General features: G+C 34.6%; 15 protein-coding genes. 4 read left to right on the forward strand and 11 right to left on the reverse strand.

The genetic code is table 11. The annotated features are described in order from the left end of the window. Nucleotides 1-118 precede the first annotated feature (118 nt). Nucleotides 119-1,033 carry a hypothetical protein gene (locus D1867_RS11095; RefSeq protein WP_155864190.1) on the forward strand — a complete coding sequence of 305 codons (915 nt, stop codon included), beginning with the start codon at nucleotides 119-121 and terminating at the stop codon, nucleotides 1,031-1,033. Nucleotides 1,034-1,038: 5 nt separating this feature from the next. Then, entirely contained in the window at nucleotides 1,039-1,533 is a 495-nt protein-coding gene (locus tag D1867_RS11100; protein WP_155864191.1) for a hypothetical protein, read from the forward strand. Nucleotides 1,534-2,071: 538 nt separating this feature from the next. Here the strand turns inward: D1867_RS11100 and D1867_RS11105 are convergent. Together D1867_RS11105 and D1867_RS12705 are read right to left on the reverse strand one after the other, a co-directional pair. After that, a complete protein-coding gene (locus D1867_RS11105; RefSeq protein ID WP_155864192.1) occupies nucleotides 2,072-2,575 on the reverse strand; it encodes a PaREP1 family protein in 504 nt (167 codons plus the stop codon). A gap of 47 nt (nucleotides 2,576-2,622) precedes the next feature. Next, nucleotides 2,623-4,416, reverse strand: a complete 1,794-nt coding sequence (locus tag D1867_RS12705) for a DNA/RNA helicase domain-containing protein (protein WP_338078050.1) — start codon at nucleotides 4,414-4,416, stop codon at nucleotides 2,623-2,625. A 70-nt stretch (nucleotides 4,417-4,486) separates the two neighbouring features. Between D1867_RS12705 and D1867_RS11115 the strand changes: the two genes are divergently transcribed. Then, nucleotides 4,487-4,753: a hypothetical protein gene (locus D1867_RS11115; protein WP_240872242.1), complete on the forward strand. Its 267-nt coding sequence runs from the start codon at nucleotides 4,487-4,489 to the stop codon at nucleotides 4,751-4,753. 101 nt (nucleotides 4,754-4,854) lie between these two features. Beyond that, nucleotides 4,855-5,928, forward strand: a complete 1,074-nt coding sequence (locus D1867_RS11120) for a DNA adenine methylase (RefSeq protein WP_155864194.1) — start codon at nucleotides 4,855-4,857, stop codon at nucleotides 5,926-5,928. Here the strand turns inward: D1867_RS11120 and D1867_RS11125 are convergent. The 9 genes from D1867_RS11125 to D1867_RS11165 all read right to left on the reverse strand — a co-directional run bounded on the left by D1867_RS11125 (nucleotide 5,919) and on the right by D1867_RS11165 (nucleotide 24,984). Next, complete coding sequence (locus D1867_RS11125; protein WP_170283913.1) at nucleotides 5,919-8,054, reverse strand: phospholipase D-like domain-containing protein; 2,136 nt, start codon at nucleotides 8,052-8,054, stop codon at nucleotides 5,919-5,921. The genes D1867_RS11120 and D1867_RS11125 overlap by 10 nt on opposite strands. Further along, entirely contained in the window at nucleotides 8,047-10,941 is a 2,895-nt protein-coding gene (locus tag D1867_RS11130; protein ID WP_155864195.1) for a DEAD/DEAH box helicase, read from the reverse strand. Before D1867_RS11130 ends, D1867_RS11125 begins: the two co-directional genes overlap by 8 nt. Continuing rightward, on the reverse strand, nucleotides 10,925-12,208 hold the full coding sequence (locus tag D1867_RS11135; RefSeq protein WP_155864196.1) for a hypothetical protein: 1,284 nt from the start codon (nucleotides 12,206-12,208) through the stop codon (nucleotides 10,925-10,927). The genes D1867_RS11130 and D1867_RS11135 overlap by 17 nt, the downstream gene beginning before the upstream one ends. Before the next feature lie 788 nt (nucleotides 12,209-12,996). Continuing rightward, a complete protein-coding gene (locus tag D1867_RS11140) occupies nucleotides 12,997-14,553 on the reverse strand; it encodes a zinc ribbon domain-containing protein (protein ID WP_155864197.1) in 1,557 nt (518 codons plus the stop codon). A gap of 66 nt (nucleotides 14,554-14,619) precedes the next feature. After that, the gene (locus tag D1867_RS11145) at nucleotides 14,620-15,906 is read right to left on the reverse strand and encodes an MBL fold metallo-hydrolase (RefSeq protein ID WP_155864198.1); all 1,287 of its coding nucleotides are present in this window, start codon (nucleotides 15,904-15,906) and stop codon (nucleotides 14,620-14,622) included. After that, a complete protein-coding gene (locus D1867_RS11150; protein ID WP_155864199.1) occupies nucleotides 15,899-18,586 on the reverse strand; it encodes a DEAD/DEAH box helicase in 2,688 nt (895 codons plus the stop codon). Before D1867_RS11150 ends, D1867_RS11145 begins: the two co-directional genes overlap by 8 nt. Further along, the gene (locus tag D1867_RS11155; protein ID WP_155864200.1) at nucleotides 18,579-18,971 is read right to left on the reverse strand and encodes a hypothetical protein; all 393 of its coding nucleotides are present in this window, start codon (nucleotides 18,969-18,971) and stop codon (nucleotides 18,579-18,581) included. The genes D1867_RS11150 and D1867_RS11155 overlap by 8 nt, the downstream gene beginning before the upstream one ends. Next, nucleotides 18,971-22,252 carry a DUF499 domain-containing protein gene (locus tag D1867_RS11160; protein ID WP_338078051.1) on the reverse strand — a complete coding sequence of 1,094 codons (3,282 nt, stop codon included), beginning with the start codon at nucleotides 22,250-22,252 and terminating at the stop codon, nucleotides 18,971-18,973. The genes D1867_RS11155 and D1867_RS11160 overlap by 1 nt, the downstream gene beginning before the upstream one ends. Then, nucleotides 22,249-24,984 carry a DUF1156 domain-containing protein gene (locus D1867_RS11165; RefSeq protein WP_338078052.1) on the reverse strand — a complete coding sequence of 912 codons (2,736 nt, stop codon included), beginning with the start codon at nucleotides 24,982-24,984 and terminating at the stop codon, nucleotides 22,249-22,251. The genes D1867_RS11160 and D1867_RS11165 overlap by 4 nt, the downstream gene beginning before the upstream one ends. Nucleotides 24,985-25,132 lie beyond the last annotated feature (148 nt).

Raw genomic sequence — 25,132 nt, forward strand, 5'->3', positions numbered from 1 at the left:
TGAGCCCTTAAATTACACATTGTCTTTTTACGTTCTAATATTTCGAAAGAGTATTTAAACTCATAATGTCTATAATTATTCAAGTTATACTGTATCTGAAGGGGGTGATTGGATAGTTATGAATTCAACCAATGATTATCTTGGAGATTCCCATTACAATAATTTTACTTTTAATACCATTTGCCTAAAGAATTTTACATATCATGATAACATGTTCGAAGAGAGCTTTTATAATGTCAGTATTAGTTCAATTCCAACCTCTAATGGAATGGATAGTGTTGCGAGAATTATACACATATATAGAAATGGAATCTCTGCCTCCACATATCTATTTACAACTACTACTGAATTTTATTGGTTTAATTATACTAAGAATCCAGTAGGCAGTGATTATAATATAACGTTTAATGCCAATGTAGAAGGAATCAGAGCTAAGGGATTTGTAGTTGAAGATCCAGGTAACACAATCTCATTATTAGACGGATCAATAAATATGGTAGATAAGGGTAGTATTATCAACGCTTCCATTAATGATGGTAAAGTTTCAATGACTATTAATGGTAGCGATCCAATAACTGTTTGGTGTATCTATTATTATCCTGGAGTATATGCTTTCTTATTATCAACGCAATATACTATTCCAACAAATTATATTAGTCTAGCTACTGCTATAATAAATACTATAGCATCTGTTATTGGCGGATCCTCCATAATATCTGGCCTAATAGTCGGTTATATTTTATATTATATTCATGATTTTGATAATTTTGCGAATAGCTATAGTAACAATGGAAACGTTACTTTATATTTAACCGATGGCTCGTCTTATGTTAATTTGTTTGGTTTCTGCATTCCTACTGGTGTTTATATGGAGTTTGGAGCCTACTATAATCAGAAGTATATACCATTTGCCAATACTTTTACGTTATTCCTTGTTCCTAACTATAACTATGGCATTTTCTTGTATGAACAACCACATTCCTCTATAGCTCCACCATCTCCGTATACACCACCGTGGTATGCTTTCTGGTGAGAAATATGGATTATGAAAAGATTTTTGGTAACTATACTAAGCGCACGGGATTTATTGAAGTTTCTATAGCTATACCACTTATAATTATTGATTTTTTATTTCTTCATAATATAATTAATATAAGTATTTTATCTCCTATTATATTTACTTTATATATGATTTTAGAGATTATAACAATATATTTGATAATTTCTAAATATAAGGTAATGTCTACTAATTATGTGATTGCCATGTTTACGGTGCCATTTGGGTTTTTTAATATAACATTAACTAATGTCCTTTCTGCTATTAAACCTGTTAATGTTAGTCTACTAACTTGGCTTTTAAGTAATTTTTCATTTATACTAGTTTATGTTTTGAGTATTAAGATAATATATATGAAATATAAGCCAGTAAGGATAATACTTAAAAAGTATGATGGAAAATATAAGAGGGCTGGTTATATTGCTCTAGCAATTATTGCAGCTTTACTGTCCTTACTATCTACGCATGCTATATAGTAGGAGTCGCCTACTGAAGATTTTATATTAAAATGCTAACATAAACGAAAGTTCTTGGACTATGATTTAACTGTATGTCCTTAGATAAGAGCTATAAGCTTCCTGAAAAGTAGCATTAACTGCAATCCATTTATACCTCTGTGTCCTCCACCTAAAGCATTTAATAAACCTCACTGATAATTGCACATAGCTCCACAGGTCCTAGATATAATACGCCGTGATTTACTAATGGCATCAACAGATAGTGTGCTATACTTTTTGTTGGAAAGTTTATGAAAAATACGGTGCGAAGCTGGGAGTCAAACTATAAATGAGAGGAACTTTGCTGGAGACGTGAAAGATTCATTAACGCAGGAAGCTTCATGGTTTTAAATAGAAGGGTGATAAACGGTAAAGTTTTCGATGAAACCTTCATAAATGGTTACGAAGACGTTTCAATGAAGATGAGAAATGATATGGAAATCGTGAACTTTAGAATAGACGAGGAAAGGGGAGCTAGCCAAGGTTTCGGTAAGTTGAGATTTTATAGATCCTTGAGCTATTGCTTATGTATTTCCTCTATCTCTTTTAATATTTCTTTCCCTTTATCATTAATTTTTATAATTAAATTAGCTAAATTCAAAATAAAGTCAATAATCCACTTTTGTGCATCTTCTTTAGAAGTTATTGGAGAATATTCTCCTGCTTTATCATAACCTAAATAGGAAAAGACGTGAAGTGACATGGCCCCCTTAGCTAAGTTAGTTATACCTGGAAAATCCTTTTCTAAAAGAGATGAATAGGAAATCAACCTATTTGAAGGCGCAGTAAAGCCTATCTTGTAGAAGAATTTCCTTTCCTTTTCATCCAGTAGTGAAGAGAAAGTAGAGTGATTAATGCTTATTAATCCGCTCAAGAATGCCTTAAAAGCTAAGAAAGCCTTATTTGCAGAATTCCTTAGCTTACATTGCTTCAAAAGCTCTAAAGAAATTAAAGCTTCATCTACGCTTTCATCTAATCTTAGCTTTCCATATTTTTTGACATCCCTTTCCCATTCGCTCATTCTTATTTTTTATATTCTCTATCAAATATATATTTGCTAATAGTGAACTAATTAACGTTACTAGGATTTTCTATCAACTTCTTTACAGCATTGGCAGTCTCCTTATCTTCGAAAAATACGTAAACTCCTCTCAATCCTCTGGTAAGCATTATATAATATCTATTCTTAAGGAGTGTTAACGCCTTCATTTTATCACTCTTAGCGAGTTTCTTTAGAGACTTACTTCCGCCTACGTAGTCAGTTATTGGGTCTGGGTTTACAGTCCAACCGTTATTCCTCCATATTAAGTCCCTACCCCACACAACTCCAACGTAATCTGCTTCAAACCCTTGAGCCCCGTAAACTGAGGCACAGTATTTTAATGGGTCTAGTTTCCCTTCCCAATATCTAGGGTACTCTGTCTTTTCATCCATTAGCCATTTAATTTTCAACTCCCCTCCTCTAAATTTCATCCCTTTATATAAATCAAAGCCTGACTGTATTGGATAGCCTACCCTTATGTTCTTTATGCTGCTCCAGCTAGTTTTATTTTCAACATCTCCTTCAGACTCAGTAAAAGAGCATATTAACGCTATTTTGCCCTTTTCTCTCCTATTTTCCAGCTCGTTAAGCATATCGACTATATTGTCAAAAATTCTAAAATCAAAATTACCCGGGTTACCTTTTACTCCTTCTAGAATCCTTTTCACGAAATCTATGTACTGCTTTGGCTCTCTTACTGGAGAAGGTAACTCGTACTCCTCTACTTTCTCCAGGAATTTCAGAAAGTTATCCCTAGTTCCTGCCTCGTTCCCAATAAGCACTTGAGAATCATCGTAAAAGTAAACGTTAACTTTACCTCTGGGAGAATTCTTTATTACCTCCTCAGTCATCCTTTGGGCCTCATCAAATATTATAAGGTCAATGTTAGTTTTGCTGAATTTTTTATTAAACCAATTTTCAAAACCCTCCTCTCCAACCCCTGGCGGTTCCCTTCTTCCAGTTGAATAAAACATGATATGAGAGGACAGTTCATTCCCCAGAGCTTTCCTTACAGTATTAATTAACCTATTATTCTTATATGCAAGTATTGTAGTATACCCTCTGCTCAACGCTTCCAAGTAGAGGGTCACTGCCAATAAACTCTTCCCAGAACCGCTAGTTCCTCTTATTAGGAAATTAACTCTTTTGCCCTTTTCTAGTGCATCAAAAACTGCGTTCATCACTTTCATCTGATCTTCAGTTAAGCCGTAACCTTTAGATAGTAAGGCCTTACTTAAGTCACTTCTTAATTTCTCATACTTAAGTTTCCTAACCAATTGAATAAAAGTTTCCTTAAGCTCCAGCTTACCTTCGGCTATTTTCTTAGCGTCCTCAAGACTGCCCGGAGGAAACTTATTCAACTCCTCCTCGAGCTCTCTTACGTCCCTTATAACCTTACATTCCGATGAAGAATAATCTGAGGTATTATATAGGAAAAGTACACCCTCAAATTTTATATTAGATGAATGGAATAAATTGAGTTTACTCACATAATTGTTAAGTTGATAACAAGGATCTTCATGAAGCTCCCCGTCAGCTTCTACAACGTTATCCCCTACCTTACTCACTCGCTTCCAACCTTTGGCCTCAACGACTAAAGCTTTATCTTTACCAACGAAAATCACGTCTGCCCTCTCGGTAAAAATTGGATATTCTAAAATGAGAGGACGAGGAGGGCTTATTGTAGATAGAATCTCAAGCAATTTCCTCCAAGCGTTCTGCTGCTCTACTGGTGGCTCCTCGTTGAACGTTTCTTTGTAATGCTTAATTAAATCGTAGTATGCTGTAGGAGTGACTCTCTCGAGTATTACAGGTAACACAAAGTTTATTCGTTGAATAAATTATAAACTTTTGGCTAACTCTCTCCCATTTTTAAGCAATATCTGCGGTGTGGCTCTCGAAATCTTACCTTGTATAGTTGAAACTGATTACCAAGTACTAACTTATGAATCAAGAGGAAAAGGAGAAGCTAGGACGAGAAAAAATGAATTAATAAAAACTGGAATTGAGGAAAATTATATTAACGACTTTATAGAGGGTGCAGAAAGAATAGAAGGAGATGTTTGCGGAGATTGTAAAAGACTTGAGCTTATCTCGAAATTTAGGCTTATAAAGAAAGAAAGAATAATAATACCAAGCCGATTTGCTTTTAAGTAATACTATTTTTTCCCTAGGAAGAAGATAAATTGCATAACAAAAATATTATAGATGTAATCTTTTGAAGAAAGATTTTTAAATTACTTAACATATATTATTACATGCTAATGAGGTATTGGGGAAGGAAGCCTTTAAAGCTCATTGATGAACTAATGAATGATGTCGAAGGCACCGTCGTTGACCCTTTTGGTGGTTCTGGAACTATAATTTTATCGGCACTAAAGCACGATAATAAAGGGATATATTTAGACATCAATCCTTACGCATGGCTTGTCGCATTTGTAAACATAGTTAAGATTGACGCTGAAGAATTCATGAGTAAAGGAGAGGAAGTTCTAGAAAACTTACCTGAAGTAAGAAAAAGGGCGTTAAGAAATGATTACCTTTATTACCCTAATGGTAAGCCTTTCTGGAAGAAGAGAAATGTTGAGAGAGTTTCTCAATTCTTTTCACCTGGTAATTTCAGAAAGTTATATTCCATCTTAAAGGCAATAGACAACGTGAAAACTTCTCCAGAAGTTAAGATATCGCTTTACGGGGCGTTTTGTTCTTCCCTATTCAAAGCGTCAAAGATGAATAGGAAAAACGCGGGAAGTTGGGGGGTACCGTCTTATTGGATTCCGGAAAGACATGACGAAACTGACGCATTAGAGGCTTTCAGTTCTGAGGTAAAGAGATTCTACTCATACTTTAAGAGAAATAAAGGATATGAACTTCACCAAGATGTTGAGTTAATGATAAAGAATGCCCTCAGCTTTAAATATGACAAAGACTTGATTCTCTTCACAGATCCACCGTTCTTTGACGAAGTCCAGTATATGGAACTTTCATTCTTTTATTGGGCTTGGTTGAGGGAAAGTAAATTCAGAGATGTCGCTAAGGAAATTCTTGGGGAAGACATATCCTTTAAAATGCATTATGAAATGATAGTCAATCCGAAGAGAGGTATTAATTATACCGAATATCTTAAATTATTAGAGAATTTTATTGTAAAAACTAGGAAAATGAAGAAGAAATACCTTCTTTTTCACTACGATAAAGATGAACTAAAACAAAGGGTAATAATGTTAGCAAAGGAAAAATGGAGCAGAATTAAAATAGAGGATATTGAAATAATTAATCAAAGGAATATAGGACATAAGGGCGGAAAAAAGTATATTTTAATTTATTCATGACGCCCATAATTCTTAGATATCTCATCAAATTGTTGTAGGAGTTTTTCTATTTTATCTGGATCTATTGTAACCATATCTGCTTCTACATTATTCTTTAAGCCACTTACAGTGAAATTTGCTGAGCCCATGAGAGCAATTGAATTATCTATTATCATAAATTTAGAATGTATTTTGCCTTCTTTTGATTCTTTTGATGAAGGCACTTTTATTATATGTATTCCAGATTTTTCTGCTTCCTCAATAGCTTCAGCATTGCTACTATCGTTTAAGCATATAATAGTTATGTTTAGATCCCTTTCCTTTTCCTCCTTGACTGTTTTTAAATCATCTATTATTTCTTTACTTATCCAAGGCGAAACAATTTTAATTTCATTTCTAGCTAAATTTATTAAATCTTTGAATATTAAGTATAAATTATTTGTAATTGAGAAATCCTTTTTACCAAACCATTTATTAAAGGTTGCGAGAAATTCGGTTACTAAATTCCTGCTTATAAGAAATGGCTGATCATAAGGTCCAAACATACAACCTTTATCCATTCCTACACATAAGTTACATCCATCCCAACACAATGGCAATTCTGCTATTAGATCTTTAAAAGCTTGCCTAGTATCCCCATTAGCATTAATATTCTTCTTAAATCTATTTCCTAGATAATTTCTAACGGCAAAATGGCTTGGGAAACTATTACTACTAATATTGTTTCTCCAAGAGTTAAATATATCTAAAACCCTATCAAGTATTCCTTGATCTAATCTACCCTTAAAACTTCCAATAAGCTGGTTCAAATTATATAAAGATCTGTTAGACACTTTTTCATGATTATTGTAGTTATTTAGCAAATTACTTAAAATACTACTCAATGTCTTGTCCCCTGAAATTATCATATCATTTATAGTTTTCAGATATCCAAATCCTCCATATATCGTTTCAACAATGTATATACTAGCTGAAGTATCTCCAAAAATGGAATGGTTGATATAATACATATAATCTGATAAAATATTAGGAGTCACCAGGGCGCTAATTATATTGTTAATAATAACATGAGCTAATGTGTGTATTAATACAAAGCTGCCAAATAAAGTTAAATTGTCATCTTTACAACTTAATTTGAAATTATTATTAATAATTTTATCTATTATATTTTCAAATCTATCCATGGCATCAAATCCTTTTCCAGAGAAACTAAACTTTTTTAATATAATATTTTTATTAGGCTCAAGACCAAAATATATTAACATTTTTATGCATAACCACTCTCTTATGGCTTGATTGTTGTTAATTATCCATGAAATGTAATCTTTTAGGGCATCCTCGTTAAACTCAATTATTAGCCCATTTAAATTATTTAGCCTAAACCCTATTCCTTCTTTATACGATACCCATAGAAAATCTTTGTACATAAGATCTGCAGCCTTTGCACGAAATATGGAAGCATCAGAAAAAGCTGTCACAGTTAATTTGTCACTAAATTCTATTTTGCCTAGAATCCTTTCTGTTTTTCCTAAGTCAACTACAATTAGTGCGGAAACTTCTTTTCTATTACCTATTCCTTCTTCTCTTCTTACTCGTCTAACAATATGAGGAAATACATTATATAATCTCTCATAAGGTTTAGGTCCATCATAATATTTGCAGTCTCCATTATTACCACGCTCATACAATTTGCAAAGATGTGATAGTGGACATGTTTTTTTACTGTGCAATAAAACTAAACCATATTTACAATAATATCCATAACGCAAAGAGTCGTAACTATATTTGATCAGAAGAGGAAAAGGCTTAGAAGCATCGAGCTTATTTATACGATAATTACTATTAAGTAAGTTTTTGTTTTTGTATACGATAGACTTTTTTGGGTTTTTGTCTACAAAAATATACGGCTTTATCTCTCGTGGTAGCATTACCTTAAAATCTCTCTTATAATATGGTACAGGAAACTCATCTGCTATACCTCTATTCCACTTCATATCATTTATAATTTTACCTTTATCATCATAGGTTTTATTATAAACTATGGGAACTAATATTAGACCATACTCATTTTTACCAAAAAGTAACTTAAATGGAGTGAAAGAATACAGCGCTTGAATACCACTCCTTTTAGTACGAGATTCACTCATAATCATCAGCCTCTTCAATGCCAATTAATTCAATTGTCGGAGATGGGGGTGTCATAAGGAGATCAACATATATGTGTTTATTGTATTTTTTCCTCATGAGTGTAAATATATCATTATTATACTGATCTTTGTCGTTACTTGAGGAAGTATTATTAAAATAACTAAACGTATCAAGACATTCTTTAGCATAGTCAATTATATCAAAACTTCTTTTTATTAATGTATTTATCTTGTCTACAATATCATTTAATAGCTTTATAATATCATCTATTTGAGATATAAGTTCATCATTTTCCCATAGCTTCATAATATCTTTTTGAGGTATATCTTTTCTATTTTCCATTTTTTTACGCATATCTTCTGAAGATCTTTCTAAGTTTGATTTTTGATCTTCAAGATTATTTATATATGACTTTAATTTTTCACCTTTATTTTGTATCTCATTTAACACCTCAGATAGATTACCAGAACTATTATTCAAGATATCATCTAATTGTTCTGTCTTGTCATAAATATCGTTTATAATGCGTTGTAGCCGTTTGTATTCTGCTATGTTCGATGATTCAAGTAATTTATCTATAGCCGCAGAAGCTGCGGATAATAAATTCGATATATCCTTATTTAATTTATTTACTATATCTTTACAATAGTCTTCATTACCACTACCATTCTCCATCTTTAATAACCTATTAATTAAATTCAGTAAATCGTCTTTGACATGTCCCAGATCAATACATAACGCATTTTGTAACTCTTGTATATTGTTATTTAAGTTATTTAAATAATTATATGCCTCGTTAATTAAGTCTCTCAAGAGTTCTTCACAATTATTATTACGCGTGTCATCAATACATGTTGGTTGATGGTTTATAGCTCTTTTTAATAATAAATACGAAAGTATATATTGAAAAATTATTTGAATATTAGTTGCATCTATAGATTTTAGCAAGGAGGTATAATTTGCATTAATAAGTGAATCTCTTAAATTACGATTAAACATATATAATGAAGCAAACGGAGTAGGTTGCAAAATTATAATTCCCGTAGCTATTCTATAAGTCTCATTACTTCTACCAGCTCTTCCTATTCTTTGTATAAAACTCTCCTTAGATAACGGTAGCTTATGCTGAACTATTGCAGCTACATCGCCTATATCTATGCCTAATTCTAGCGTGGACGTTGAGAAGAGAAGTAACTTATCTCGAGAATTCTTAAACTCTTCCTCAATTCTAGACCTCTTTTGTAAAGATAGTATTGAATAATGCTGCTCTATTCCTTTTGATAAGTCACTAGCTAATTTATCTAGATTCTTATCGTTATAACAAGAATTAAGGTAATTTGATAAATAAGGCCAGTAGTACTCATTATTATTGCATAAGTCGTTTGGATTATTATAACATATATGATCCCTTATTTCTCTTGCTTTTCTTTCTCCCAGTATTGTATTCTTAAAGTATTTATAAAAGTTAGTTACTGAAGAAATACTATCCGCAAATAGTATGCCCTTAAAGTTATGTTCCTTTAACCAAGCTAATACTACCTCTGTAACGTCTTCAGTTAGAGTTTCTATTCCTCTTTCTACATTTGGAAGTAAAAATTCGTATAGAATTAAACGTTTTTTACTTACATTGTTTTTGTTATTCTTATAATAGTCATCATATGTCTCTATATTCGCTATACAATTAGTGTTACCACAACAAACTAATTTGGATATGAACTCCTTATAATGGGGGATAGTTGCTGATGAAAATATAATTTTCTCGATTTTAGTAGCGTTTTGTTTTAGTGAGAAAAGAAGCCTCAAGATAAACCTAAGATGATGATATAAAACTCCATCATAAGCGTGAACTTCGTCAAATACAATATATTTTACATTTTTAAAATTATGTACAGTATTCATGTTTAAAAGTCTTCTATATAAAGTCCATATATTAGTAACTATTACGTTTGGAGGAGAAGACTTGATTTCGTCTTTTGTAGGAATAATAAAATCGTATTTTTCACCACAATTACTACACTCTATGTGATCATTTTTGTATATTAAATCTCCTTTTTGACATCTAGGGCATTTGAGACCTCTATAAGATTCATTTTGCTTAATTTCTTTTTTATTCTTAGGAGTGTCGCCATCATCAAGTGCTATTGTTATCTTTTTATTAATTTGACGCTTGCTTAGTTCATCATTAATTATATCGAAGTATTTAATTAGCTTCTCTACTTGATCTTTAGCCAAGGCCTTCCTTGGATAAACAAAAATAACATTTATTGGTTTTTCTTCTTTAAATATTGATTCTAATAAATATATTATTGAAGGAATAACAAAAATGATAGTTTTACCAGTTGCAGTAGGAGCTACTAGAGGTATGTAAGTATAGTCGGTGTTGAGAATTTTATCAATCATATATCCTTGAAAGCTCGATAAACCGTTTATATTAACCCCCTTTAATAACCTTGTAATAATTTCATCTATAATATTAATTTGGGTTGGAGATAAGTTATCTTTACTTAATTTAGAATTAATAATTTGCAATAGTTGATTTACGGAAACTGATCCAAAATCTGGATAAACTTCTTCATTAAGCATAATATCAAATTCTAACGAATAAGGCTCGATATTTATAAACGGTCTTATAAATGCTGCCTTTGCTAGTAAATCCATATGTGCAGTTCTATACTTACCACAGTATTCAATGATCATCCCTTTTTTCAGAAGATTATTAAAAATAGTTGTACCATTACTATATTTTCCAATAATCTGGGATATCTCACTTTTGTCTAGTAGAGCACTCTTAAAGTCTTTACTCTGGCTGCTAGTGAATTTATTTACTTCCAAGCGCAATAGATCTTGATAGATTTCTATTTCTTCATCATTAATTTGATATGCCATCTAATTTATTTAGTAATACAGAGGTATATATACTTTTAAGCATGCTAATCATTTTAGAAAGCTCAATATATTCTAATTTATTATAACCTAAAAGGTTACGTATGTTTTCAAGTAATAAGTGATGCCTGCTTGAGTAATTATCTAACATCGTTTTGATAAATTCCTTTCTTTTCATAGAATTTCCTAGAATGTTATTTACAAGTATCTCATAAATTTCGGAATTTTTACTATCGCTTAGAAAAGAAATAGCAATTAACGGGTGAACGAAAATAATATCACCTTTATCATCGATAATAAACATTCTAATTGAACGCCCATTTTTTCTAATTTCTAGGTCTTTGCATTTAAACAATTTTTCAACATTAAATTCTATCTTAATATTACTATTAATTATAAATAATTTCTTAAATAAATCATCAAATATTTTTTTAAATTCGTTAAGATTTCCAATATTAAGAAAATCAAAATTATCAATTGTCTTCTTCAAATACATAGATCTTAATATAAGAAACGCCAGCCTACTGTATATATCTACATCGTTAAAATGACCTTTATCATAATATGGAACTAATTTGATTTCTTTGTTATATTTATTGTTATTTTTATTAATACTTTCTAGCACTATACTTTTGATTAGTATAAAAGTCATATAATTTTGTTCTTTTGGTTTTTGTACTTTTTTAAGAGTAAAATTTATATCCAAATAATTAAAATTATTGTCCTGTTCAACTATAAATGTATGATATATTTTAGATATTTTTAATTCATCGTTACCTACAGTAATGAATGTATTGCCTAGGAATAAGTTACGTTCTTCGTAAGGTAAACTTAATGAAAACGTCCAATATAATCCTAAGGCCTTTTTAATTTCATCATCTCTTAACTCTTTATCTAACTCCTCAAAGTTACATATACCAGAAGGATAACAAGTTAAATTTGAATCAAATTGTATGACTTTGTTTGCTTCAGCACTAAAAATTTTCTTATATTTCCTCCCCCAATATTTTAATGTAACAATCCTATCTTGAACTGGTATATAAATTGGAGTAAATTGAACATCGTTTCTCGACCATTTTTTATAATTATTCAGAAATACTCTTTTAACGATATTAGAAGTAACATTTCCTGCATTAAAGAAATAAGCGTAACTTCCAGAAGTATTGGAACCGTTCTTATTTAGAATTTCCTTTACTTCCATATATTGATTGCTTAGGCCAAAATCGAACAAAAGCTTCTTTACATGTTCCTCATGATCCTTCTTATTCATCATAATACGCTATATATTTTTAAATTATAAGTATTACTAATGATGTTTCCCTCGAAGGATGTATGATTCCTTAGGCCCGTGGTGGAATTAAAGATAAGTTACGCCACGGGTAAACACTTGTTTAGTACTCTCCTCGTAGTCTTTATCTAATGCATGAGCTCCCTATGAATTCCAAGTTATTTGCCTCTATGAAACTTTCAATCTTCACTATATATTTTCTTCTTTGTGACGTTATCCATGTTCTCTTTTTGTAGCTAAATCGTTATGATAAATTTAGAATTAAATAAATGATATTTGGAATTTTTTCATATAGATTTGTGAGGGGATAAATCCCTCTATCTACTTTGAGTATTTTTACCTAATTTCCTCCTTTCTATTTTCTCTTCTTTCCCCATTATATATACTTTGGCTATTTACTCCCTTTCAATTTCTTCTAAAAACTAGGGAGTTTGAAAATGTTCACAATCTGGGGAATTTTTAGACGAGTTTTTCTCGTCTTTTCACCGGAGTATAAACTTTTGTGTTGAAAAATTTCTTTCAAATAACGCGATATAATCTTTTTCTACATTAAAGGAGTATGTAAGATAATCTACACAACCCCATAAAATCACGTGAAAAAAACTAACGGTTGAATTGAAAGAATTGTCATCTTTGTTTTGTGCAAAAAGACCTTTGAAATAAGTTTTGTGGCAATTACCATCAAGGCTCAACATTTATTTGATACTTAATCCATAAACGAATTTTATAGATTATTAAGAGCAAATTGATTAATGTAGATCAAAATGATATTAAATCTTGCTGTTAATCTCTATCTCCTCTTTAACCTTACTTAATAATTCCTTATATGTGCTATCAGTATTTGACAAAATTCTTATAATTTGTATTAATTCATGAACTTTGGCAGGTGGAATTTTCATTAAAATTGTAGGATCTCTTCTTACTTTAGCTAAAAGTCCTAACACATTATTACTATTCTCATTAAACTTCACTTTAGTACCATTACTTATCATGTAAAGCATTCTAAAGAATCTCTTACTCTTGCCATAATACTTGCCTATTATGTAATATTTAGCCATCTTATCTGAGACATTACAGTTAATTGAATTACACAGTACATTGGCAACCTCATTAAATACGTCAGTAACACCTTTCATTCCTACTATTTTCTTATAACTTGTAAACTCTCTTAAGACGGCCTCTAGTGCGTTAGCCAAAGCTTCTACGTCCTTTCCCTCAATTTTATTATCTCTTAACCTCGCGTGAATGTCTAATAGTAGGGCTATCTTCTCACTCCTATTCTTGTCTACTTGTATCCTAAACGCGTCCCTCTCGTACTTTATTGAAAGTACCCTGTATTCAGAATTTAACAACGTGTTGATATCGTCCTCACTAATCGTTTTCAACATGAAGCTCGTTTTACCTCCCGTCAAATCCTCCAAAGAAATTTTATGCCTACCAATTTCTACAAAGGCGTTGCATTTTTCATCTAGGCATTCAAAGAAATACTCGGGGTATAAATTGGGAGTTAAAACACCTTCCGAAAAATCGCTCAAGGAAGATTTGAGGAACTGTAAGTAGAAGTTGTAGATTTCCTCTTGTAAGGCAAGGTTTAGTGATGGCACGTAAACCCCATCTTCAGCTCTTAGTACAGCATTCAAGGAATCAATAAAATACGAGGGAGGTAAGATCACCCACTTCCAGCTAACTTTAGGTTGTAAGTAGTGGAACATACTCCTTATCTTTTTACCTACATCTGTAAACATGGAGTTGTACGACAAGTAATCTAACAAGGCTAAAGACAGTAATACCCTCACGTCCCCTTTAGTCTCCCTTATTTTAGAAATTAGGGTGGTTATAATGCGGATTTGGGTTGGCGAGAAGAACTTAAAGATCTTGTCAAAGCCGTACTTACTAACCTTGAAGTTTGTCTTTGAAAAGAAGGCTATGTCAGGTTCTTTCATTAACTCAAACTGGTCATCTGTGGGTATTACGGGCGAGTCATTCAGTTCTGCCTCTGTGACCTCGTAGTTAACGTACTTTTCCAACAAGCTGTTCCATACTTCAAAGTTGACCTTCTTTATGACATTATTACACCTAGGGCACCTTATTACCTTATTATCCACCACCTCAAACCTATGCCCACAATAAGGGCACTTAACGATCCAACCCTCCATCCTTAAACTGTTAAACCCTACCTCCTTAGCAATATCCCTAGCAGAAGCTAAGGCATCTTTTCGACTATTTACAGCGTTCTTGAGAATTCTAATTATTGGTGGTGGTACTGATTTTCCTCTCCAATAGGGGACAATTGACTTTGCAAGTTTCACCTTTTCTCTTTCGCCCATGAGAATTAAGGATTATATTTAATGAAGAGAGTATAACGATAATAAATTTTGAGGTTAGTATTATTATTATGCTGTATTTGCACACTTGTATCCTAGCTTATTCACGTAATCGCACATTACATCAGTGGCTTCAGTGTGTATTGGGATCACCTCTTTAGGCTTTACAGTGTCAAGTATCCGCTTGAGCTCGTAAGGATAATAGTGACCAGAGAGCCTTAACCTATAAGTAATAAAACCCAACATCCTATACCAATTATCTTCCACGCTCTCGTCTTCTCCCGTTTCGTTCTTTGATTCTGTAGAAGTGGATATAATTACTGATCCTTTACTGGCATCTCCTAAGTCCCTCCCTAGGTTTATTAAATTTCCCTTGGCAGTAAATATTACATAATCTTTGGGAGATTTTACCACCTCCTCCTTATCTATAATGTCAAACTCGATTGGTTCACTCCGAAATTGATAAGCTTTATCAACTATCTGATAAGCTTTATCAACTATCTGGAACTTTGAGTTCCAAAAACTCGCCATCTCTATTATTCTCCTACCTAAGAATATGGGAATTCTATTTCTGATCTTGGTTTTGAGCAGTAAAGTAGCTAAGCCCTCTAAATCAATGGGATCTACAGAGACTATAATTAGAGAGTTCTCGTGGCTATCAAAGATGTTGTCAATTTGTTCAAGGAAGTAGTGAGGTTGAATTGGGGAAGAAGCTGATGAGAAGTTTGTTCCTTCCAATAATAACACGTCAGTGTCTAATCCCTTCTCATCGTATTCTTCTAGTATAGTCTTATGGTGAAGCCTTTCGTGAAGTTGAGGATCTAGTAGTCGTAATGGAGATGAAATCCTCAAATCTCCGGAATAAAGTATTCTAGTGTCTCCGCTGTCGTAGTATAAGGCATAAGCTGGATAAGCACTATGTTCCACTGATAATGGAGTAACGTTATCGTTATTTCCTTTAACGTCAACTACTTTAACTCCAATAGGGGGTGAGATATAAGCTGTCCAGTTGTTTGATTCCTTATAAGGTCCAATAAATTTTTCAAAAACTTCCGTATCTGGGACATAAAGCGTAGTCCCTAAGTTCAATGAGTGTAAAACCCCTAAGTGGTCTAAGTGTAGGTGGGAAATGAAGATTTTACTATATTCATCAGAAGGCGGTATAATTTTCAGTTTTTTCATCTCTGTCACAGAAGAGGGCTGAATAGTTGCATTATAGAATTTCTTAAACCTAGAGAACCTTATCCCTTGATCGAAAACAACGTTATTATCCTTATTTTTAATAATTATAAAATTACCACCTATTTCGTTAAATCCTTGCTTTATTTCTATTAATGTATCTTTGTGTTTAAACATCACCCCTAACACCCACTAAAGCGTCGTTTACGTACGTGTAAACCCAGTTTTTCCCCTTGTTAAATACTTCTAAAGGTTTAATAACCTTTATATATCTAACTTCTCCAGGTTTTTCTATCCTTACTTCACTCCCTTGGCTAACTTTCCACCCAAGTTTCTGCAGAGCTTCTATCACTTCCTTTTCAACGTCGTTAGCTTGACCTTTCACGCCAATTATTCCCCCCAAGATATTAACGTTGACCTTGAAGTCGTTCCTATTATCTGGGAACCAATGATCTCTAATACCTCTGCTTTTTCTATACGTGACAAACTGTTGTTCTAAAGCATACAAGTTATCCATAACGTAATTAATTACTTTAAACTTCCAAGAATTACCTATTGGTACAACTTCGTCAGCGTATAAATAATTTCCACTCAGTAATTGTGGGAGGGTTTTCTCAAAGAAGTCCTTATGGCTTATTATATCCCCCTTGGAGTTCACGATTAAAGGTATTTCAATCAACTTTTTCCCATCCTTGTCCCTAACCTCAGCCTTTATGAGGTAAACGTTATAATCTAACGCGTCAGAAACCACAAAGCCCCTTGTATAATCCCTGGCGAATTCCTTAATTATTGAGTATAATAAATAGATGTCTTTCCCTATCCTATTCTCGTCGAAGCTCTTTATAATCTGCTTACTCCGTATAATTATACTGTTGTTATCAAAGGTACCACCTTGACGCTTTACAAACTCTTTTAGAAACGCTTCAATAGCCTCCTTTAGCTCTTTTCTATTCCTAAAACCAGAAATAGACCTTACCTTATCTATCTCAGTTATTATAGCCCCATGCATTTTTTCAAACAATGCGAACTTTTTCATGGCGTCCTTGACTATTTTTATCCTCTTTATCATCTGCCTTACTACGTCGTCCAACCTATCCTGCAAAGCTGCTTCCCAAATCTTCATTGGAGTTATCTTCTCGTTCTTCTCGGGGTCGTTGTATAATGCATATATTGGTATATCCTCTTTTTCCTCAGTTAGGTCAAATACTGCTTTAGAAGTGAGTCCTTTATAGATTAAGGCGTCAGTTATTTTACTGTTAGACCCAGTCCCCCTAGTTATTGATAATAGTTTGTTATAGTAGTTCTCCAGTAAAGCTTGTTCCAGTTTAACATTCAATGAAACGTAATAAATGTACACCGGTTTAAATTGCTTCAGCCTCCACACTCTTCCGTTCCTCTGTTCAAACCTCACTATACTAAGCGGGATCTCGTAATGAATTATCACATTAGCGCTCTGTAAGTTTAAACCTTCTGATGCTACGTCGGTTGCAACTAAGACTTTCCTTCCTTTTTCCGCTATCCATTTCTTGAAGTGCTCTATCCCCTTCTTACTAACAGTCTCGCTTGAGGCTATTTCAATCTCGTCTTCACTCAAGTTAAGGCTTTCTTTCAACTTCTTTTGGATGTAATTTGCAGTGTCCTTATACTCGGTGAAAACTATTACCTTATCTCCCTTCTCTAGGTGGGATTTCACTAGCTCAACAACTGACTTTATCCTAGTATCGTTTTCCATCACCTTTTTTGCTGATTCAATTAACTTATCAATGTAGTCCTTAAATCTCTGTAAAAACGGCGCATTAATTTTAGTTAGCTTCTCAGCTAGCTCGTCTGGCTCTACTTCTTCAGTCTCTTCCTCCTCGGCATATTCTTCAGCCTCTTCTAAAACTTCCTGCTCGTCTATATTCTTCTCGGGAACTCTGTTTTCAATAATGTGCTCTAATGTTCTCAATCCAGCCCACGGGCTAGACAACGATCGTCTGCCGATAATGAAGGCTAAAAGCTGAAGCCCCTTTGGTTGCTTATTTATTAGATTGTAATACTCCTTGAGAATGGATAGCGATAAATCCCTAATTAAAGTGTAGTAATTCTTTTCATCTTCAGTGGGTTCGGCTAAATACTGTATAAATATGGCCTTGGGGAATATATCATCTTGCTCGTAAACTTTGTTAACGTTATCCTTGTTCCTCTTCAGTGTAATAGCCCTAACTGTACCACTCAATATTTGATCATTAGGATCCCTTAGGTAGGGATCAATCAAGACGAGCCTCTTCAAGTAATCGTTATCATTACCTTTGTGCGGAGTAGCAGTCATGCCTAAAAAGTGAGTATTGGGATTCTTGCTAACCAGTGATGCCATCGCTTTATACCTTTGGTTTTCCCTATTCCCTATTACGCCAACTTTGTGTATTTCGTCAACGAGAATCAAATCCCAATTCAATGAGAGAAACTTCTCAAGATGATTTTTCCTCTTTAGAGTATCAATACTAACAACGTAAATTCCGTTCTCGTCCATGGACGAACTCTGGTCGTACTCAAAGACAGATAGGTTCCATTCCCTTGAAAACCTCCTCAGTTCGTATACCCATTGATTTACTAAAACTTTAGGAACTACTAAAAGTACCCTCTTAACCCCCCTAAGCTTAATTAATTGATCCATTATCATAATTCCCTCAATAGTCTTCCCCAATCCAACGTCGTCGGCAATTAAAAACCTCGAAGGGTTTCTGGCGAGAATCCTATAAAACATCTCTGACTGGTGGACATATGGCTCGTAATCACCAGCAGTAAGCAATGGGTACCTAAACATGGGGTGGGTCTCTTTTAGTAAATCTAAATAATTAAGTACGAACTCACTCATAGAGGTCACGGAATGCCCTCCCAACTCTATATGTGTCTACAACGTTATTCCTTCGTGAAAACCTCGTCAGGAATTCACTATACCAATAGTGTAAACTGAATTCGTCCATATTAATTAGTACGTCGCTGAGTTTATTAATCCTTGACGCTAGAACCTTCCTCATAGTCTGCCTAACTCCGCCATACACGACTAGGATTTTGAAAATCCTCTCGTTATCTGTGCTTATAGTCTTTTTAGTCCTCTTATACTCTGCGTTAATCTTTTTCAATATTAAGTCGTCAAATTCGCCTAAAGTTACAGAGGCTTTAAAAACCTTTGAAGTAGAACTGTCCCTCACGAGGTAGTAGTAAGAGAAAGAACTCCCCTCTCTGATCAAGAACTTCATCAGCACACCTTCACGTTTATTTTTATCACTTGTCCTTTCAATAACTCATTTAAATTCTTTACTCCTTCGTCGCTCAACCCTTTGAACTCCTCAACCTTTACCTTCAGATTGCCCGAGACCTTGGCACGTAAACCAGCATAACTCAACAGCGGTGAAAGTAAGGTAATGAAGTCGTTGATCTGAGAACCGTTAGGCTTTATTACTAGGCTTATCTTCTTATCTGGCTCCTCAATAGTTAACTCTCCAGTCAAAGATTTCTTACCTATTATTGAAGAGTTCAACTTAGGTAGAATGTTCTTTAAATCAGTCGTATTCACTATGTCGACCTCTGTTATTACTGAATCCTTCGAAACCTCATCTACGTACTTCTCGCAAACGGTTTGTAAAACTCTTACATGAATCTTGGTCTGCTTCTCCTTATTCTCATACTTAGCAGTTACAACCACGTCAGTGTCATGATCCAACGTAATCCTCAATGAAGCTTGGAAATCTGGTACACCTTCCTTTACGCTCAACTCACCTAAAGTTGATGAGAGGTAAACTTTGGAATTGAAATTACCGATCTTCCTTACAATGAGCTTAACCTCCTTAGTCTCACCTTTCATCCCTTCAATAGAGTCTGGCTCAGCGTAAATTTCTACTCCACTTTCGATCTTCTCCTCAACTAGCTTAATTTCCCCTGCCTTAAACTTCTCTAACCAGTCCTGTTCTCTCCTCAGCTGGCTTATAGGAATTCTATTTCCTTCAAGCTCTAAAACGTAATACCTCTTTAGAACTCCGTCCTCCAGTTGTACAGTCTCTTCCTTAGATAATTCCTCAATTTCCTTCTCTGCTGCAATCTGTGGTGGGTAGATTATTGAAGAATCATTTATAGTGAATTCACTTAAACCTCCGTACTTCTTGTAATAGATCTTACTGCCGTTAAGGATGCCTATCTCTAACCTATCCACACCTTCCTTTATAGCGTTTAATAGGACTGATTCTGGGACAAATGGCAGTGAAGGGTTAGTGTAGAACATTTCCTTTATATTCTCAACTTTAAACGTACCGTTTGTTATGTCAATGTTGATGTTTTGTAATAGCCACTTTAGCGTATCGAAATTAAAACTATCGCTCATCATTATTTTCGATTCTTCGACTAAAGTATCTTCTACTTGTTGTAATAGTGTCTTACCACTGCTCTTCAAATCAACAATATTTACGTCGTTATTGCCATAAGGATATGCTACCTTATCAAAGTACTGGAATATTTGATTGTAAATTGTACCTTCTAGCCCCCTAACGTAGTCATCAAGAATCTTTTTTGCCACATCTCTAGTGGCTTTGTCACTATAGTAAGGATCGACGTTCATATTAGAGCAAGATATATATCTCCTCACGTAATCCTTTATTTTATCCTCATTATTTCCTTGTGAAGAGAATAATAATACTATCGTATTGGAATATTTCCTAGGCTTTTCAGCCTTACCGGATGAAGTATAGTATATAAATCTTCTGGCTATATCTCTGGCCTTATTTTTCACTTCATCGTCTTTACAATCCCTACAAATTGGCGTTCCTAATATAATAAGGTAATAAGAAGGTTCATCAATATCAACTGGAGCACTTAAGTTCCTTACTACAGTCCGATGGAGCTTTAATAATCTACCGCCTTGATATCTCTTCTTCTTCTGTATATCATCTATAGGAATTTCAGCTAGGCTGAGTATCTTTTCGTCTAACTCCTTCTCTACATCAGATGGTAGTATCTTACTAGCTTCCTTCTCGCATATGGTCTTTGGATCTGCAAAAAACGTAACCCAATATCTTCCCTTATCTGAAATTAAATAAGGAATAACCATCTCCACGTCCTTAGAAGTACTGGATATGCTATCTAAAATATCCTTGACATCAGCAGGAGTTTTACCAACAGAATTTAGATATTCTGGATCCAAAACTGAGGTAACTACTTCCTTAGAATCTGGCAGTGCTGTAATCAACGGTCCAGGGTCAAGACCTAATTGTTTATAGTATGTAGACACGAAAATGTAGTTTGCTAAAAGGAATACGATGTCTAATCCCTTTGACCTTTGAATTATAGTGTCGGCCACAATATCGTAATTCTTGTAATCCTTTAACAATAGAAGTCTAATTTGGTTATCCTTAATGCTAATATCCGATGGTAGAATTAAACTCCTTGTTGGTTTATTTTCCCAAATATTCCTAATTACAATCCTAGTAATCTTAATTGCTTCACGTGTGCCCTGTAAATGACGATTTCCTTCCAAAAGATTCTTAAGTAAATTAATGTAAAGTGGGTGGAAAGGATAAGTGTCTACTAAATCAGCTTTATCGATTACGTAATCCTTAAATTCGTCAACGTATTTTTGGTACTCCTCTATTACCCTCCTCTTGACTTCATTATTTATCTCCTTAAATATCCTCTTGATTAACACGTTAGCCAGATCAACTGCGGTTTCGATAGGAGCTCTATATACTTTTCCCACTCTCAGTATTCTTTTAACTAAAGCCTCAGTAACTTCCTCATAGCCAGGCTCAGGAATGAAATTTAGGAGACCACCCTCTTTACTCTTCTCTTCTGGTAAGTTAGCTGGAACTGTAACTATAACAGCTACTGGTAAATTAGTGCTTACCGACGCTAAGATCTCGAAAAAGGTCAAACATTGTTCATAAAAGTTGTTTCCAGTTTTTAACCCCCTAACTCTAGATAAATAAAATACTATCTCGTCGATTAAAATCAGTACTTTCTCTCCCTTAAACAACTCCTCCAGCTTATCTTTAGGTGGGGAAATTTGATCCTCGTCGTATTTCCTTATGATGTCGTACTTACCAAGCTTTTTAGCAATGTATCCCCACAAAGTCTTAATTTCTATACCATCTTCCATTAGAACGTCAATGGGAGACGGCGCAGTCCTACTGTCTTTACCGCCAATGCCTATAACTTTGACGTTGTCCGGAACTTCTAGCCCTAATTGTCTAGCTAGGGAGGGGTTTGTAAAAGCGTGATAAAGCAATAGAACTGTGTGAGTCTTACCTCCACCAAATAACGAAAACAACCCTAATGTTATTCCCTTACCTTGGTTTAATGCATAAGTAATTTCATTAACTAGGCTCTTCATCGAGCCTGTCAAGTAAGTTGACGCCAAGAATTCTCTGGGATCGAGATAAACCTTCGGCGCTTTCTTCAATATAACATCGCTAAGTTCTGGTGCTACTTGATCGTCTAGCTTACTATCAAATACGTCTTCCTTAACCTTGTTCTCGTAAATTAGGTTGCTCACTTAGTCCACCTCAGTATACCAGTTTTTTCTTCCCCGGATATACGCTTTGATGGTTCCTTCTCCACGTCTTTTTCATCCAAAACCTTGGCAAAGATTTTAGCAATTGCTAAAGCCTCATCAACGAAACGAGTTTTCTCCCTCAGTTTCTCTATCTCCTCCTTGAGTTTATCCTTACTTTTAAGGGCTATATATTCTAGGTAATGGAAAACTTGAACTGGGTTAGAGAAGTTATAGTCCCCTAAGAGCGCTTTCTTGTCAAGAAGTTTCTCCAACTCTGAGATAACTTCCAACGTTTCCTTGGCAGCTTGGTTCGGTTCTGCTAACGATATTGAATCCTTATCAGCCTTCACTATCCCGTTATCTTGCAAATCCTTAAAATCTAAGTTCCCAGTAAGGCTAAAGAAAGTTAAAGAAGTCTTGTCTATCTTCCTCACCCCCTTCTCCGGTCTTGGGATTAGAAGTTTCACCAAAATGTAATAAGCTGCGTAGGGGTCTGAGATCGTAACCCCTACGCCCTTAGATAAACCTTCAATTATAGATTGCACAGTAGCCGGGTAAACGTGATTAGTTATCAACTCCTCGACAGCCTTTTCCCTCTCTCCTTTCAATCCTGCAAGTTTCTCATACTTCGTGAACACACTAAGGACTTTTCCTAATACCTCAATATATGTGTCAGTCGAGAGCTTAAGCTTTCCTTTCTGTACCATTGTCGAAACGTAATCAGACACAGTAGAGATTGCCTCCTTTCTAACTTCTTGGAGTAACTTCTGCCCCTCAGCCTTCTTCCTCCAAACTATAACCATTGACTTGTCTAAAGAAATTGTAGTATTTTGAGCCGTTATTCGTGTCTCATCCTCGGTAGTTACCGCGTGCACAGCAGTTATCTTGAACTTTGAGTAATACCAGCCAGCGTAGAGTAGAGATACCCACGCTTCTGTAGAGGTGTGGTTATAGAATGTTACGAGCAGTCCGTCATCTTTCAAGAAGTTACTAAGCTTTCCAAATGCTTTAGCTAGTTTCTCCCTGAAATCGTCGTAAGTCCCAGTGTTATTTCCAAATACTTTCGCCCTTCCCTCTTCAACTCCTATATCCTTTGGTATTAATTCTTCCCATTGTGTTCTATATGGCATTGGAATTACTCTTTTCAGCCACACATAATACAAATCACTGACCTCGGGATAAGGAACATCATCAGCGAAAGGCGGATCAGTAATTATAACATCTACCTTCTCGGGTAGGTTTAGTTCGTTTATGTCGACATTCAATACCTCTATCTTCGAGTCGCTATTAGTTTGTATTAAATATTCTAACCCTTCTATCACATGATCCAGAGATCTACGTAGAGAACCTATTACATCAGCCAAAGGATTGATTTCAACCCAATTCCATGTGAAACCAAGCCTTCTAAATGCTAACGTGTGAGCTATAAATTTTCTACTGGGATCAATGCTTGTAAAGAAGCAATTATGTCTTATATGATTTAAGAACGCTATGGCTAGATATGTTAGCACTGCTTTTTTGTATTCGTCGTTTTCGTCATAAAGCTTATTCAGATAGTCAACAACTTTACTGAAAATTATTAATTGTCTAGCGTTAAACATTTTGAAAAATTTATCAGTTCCCCATGTACTAATGCGAATAGTACCATATGGGGCAAGATTTTCAATTGGTATTTTATTTATATCCACTTCTTTAAGTTTCTCGAATGAATCCCAGAACATTTTCTCATCATCATCCGTAATTTCTTCAAAATCAAGGTCTTTTGACCTCCCTTTGAATTTTACTAGGAGTTTAGGTCTAGCCTTGGAACTGCGTAGCTCTCCTAGGGTTATCTCGCCATTCAGGAACCTCTCATAATTCTCGTTCCACTCCCTCAATGCCTCCTTCACATACCATTTATCACCCTTTCCCGGGAAGACGTTATTGCATATTAAACACCTAGCATAACTGTTCTTAGCCTCTATATTACCCTCTGGTACCTCATACTTTGTCCCATCGCTTTCGTTAACTTCTGCCTTAATCGTTTTTTTATTCAACTCCTTATTGAGATCAACGACCCTTATCCTAATACTATTACCCTGCTTCTCAGGCTTCATGTACACAAGCCTCTCGTACCCTTTACCTCCACCTTTATCTAACTTCAACAACCACCACTGGTTTACTAAAGGAGTATAATTGCCACAGTGTGGGCACTTAACCTCCCAAGTCCCTACGTAACCGGTTGTATCCCCATACAATTCTTTGACGTCCTCCTCTATACTCTTTAACATTTCCTCACCGTACTTTTTGACGTCTTCAACGAGTTTTTTCCCATACTTTGGGTACTCTAGTACAGCCTTCAAGAAGATATAAGCAGTAGGTAAGAGGTCTGAGGCTATGACTTTACCCACACCGAGCCTCTTAGCCTCAAGTGGAATAGAACCAAAACCAGCAAATGGGTCTAAGACCGTAAACTCCTTAAACCTACCGTTAGTGATAGGGAGTAAATTGTGTGGTGGCCTCGTATTATCAGTAAGCCTAACCATTCGCTTAAACTCTGTCATCGGTACGTCTTCTGGTAAGAGCGCAGCTGCGGTGAATGCCCTAGCTGAGATTAACGGTTTTCTCGTCCACCAGAAAATCATTTCCCAATAAGGGGGTCTGCCCGGACCCTTTTCTCTTGCCGCTTCCTTGTCTATTTGTGGGATTATCTCGGTAAAGTTTTCACTTTCGATAAGCTTTCTCTGTGTCACAAGTAGTAATCTTATAGACATATTTTAAGCTTTTGGTTGTTTTATGGGAGTTTGAAACTTATTCATAGATCAACATCAAATGACGTTATTTAATAACTCTTATAAAAAGTGTTATCAGTTTTTTAACAATCCCACGTTAGGTTAGAAA

Origin of the sequence: Acidianus infernus (assembly GCF_009729545.1) — an archaeon.
Classification (GTDB): Archaea; Thermoproteota; Thermoprotei_A; order Sulfolobales; family Sulfolobaceae; genus Acidianus; species Acidianus infernus.

Bases quoted from the DNA above. Each gene is read 5' to 3' on its own strand.
- D1867_RS11095 (WP_155864190.1), top strand. From the start codon at position 119: ATGAATTCAACCAATGATTATCTTGGAGATTCCCATTACAATAATTTT.
- D1867_RS11100 (WP_155864191.1), top strand. From the start codon at position 1,039: ATGGATTATGAAAAGATTTTTGGTAACTATACTAAGCGCACGGGATTT.
- D1867_RS11105 (WP_155864192.1), bottom strand. From the start codon at position 2,575: ATGAGCGAATGGGAAAGGGATGTCAAAAAATATGGAAAGCTAAGATTA.
- D1867_RS11120 (WP_155864194.1), top strand. From the start codon at position 4,855: ATGCTAATGAGGTATTGGGGAAGGAAGCCTTTAAAGCTCATTGATGAA.
- D1867_RS11125 (WP_170283913.1), bottom strand. From the start codon at position 8,054: ATGAGTGAATCTCGTACTAAAAGGAGTGGTATTCAAGCGCTGTATTCT.
- D1867_RS11130 (WP_155864195.1), bottom strand. From the start codon at position 10,941: ATGGCATATCAAATTAATGATGAAGAAATAGAAATCTATCAAGATCTA.
- D1867_RS11135 (WP_155864196.1), bottom strand. From the start codon at position 12,208: ATGAATAAGAAGGATCATGAGGAACATGTAAAGAAGCTTTTGTTCGAT.
- D1867_RS11140 (WP_155864197.1), bottom strand. From the start codon at position 14,553: ATGGGCGAAAGAGAAAAGGTGAAACTTGCAAAGTCAATTGTCCCCTAT.
- D1867_RS11145 (WP_155864198.1), bottom strand. From the start codon at position 15,906: ATGTTTAAACACAAAGATACATTAATAGAAATAAAGCAAGGATTTAAC.
- D1867_RS11150 (WP_155864199.1), bottom strand. From the start codon at position 18,586: ATGAGTGAGTTCGTACTTAATTATTTAGATTTACTAAAAGAGACCCAC.
- D1867_RS11155 (WP_155864200.1), bottom strand. From the start codon at position 18,971: ATGAAGTTCTTGATCAGAGAGGGGAGTTCTTTCTCTTACTACTACCTC.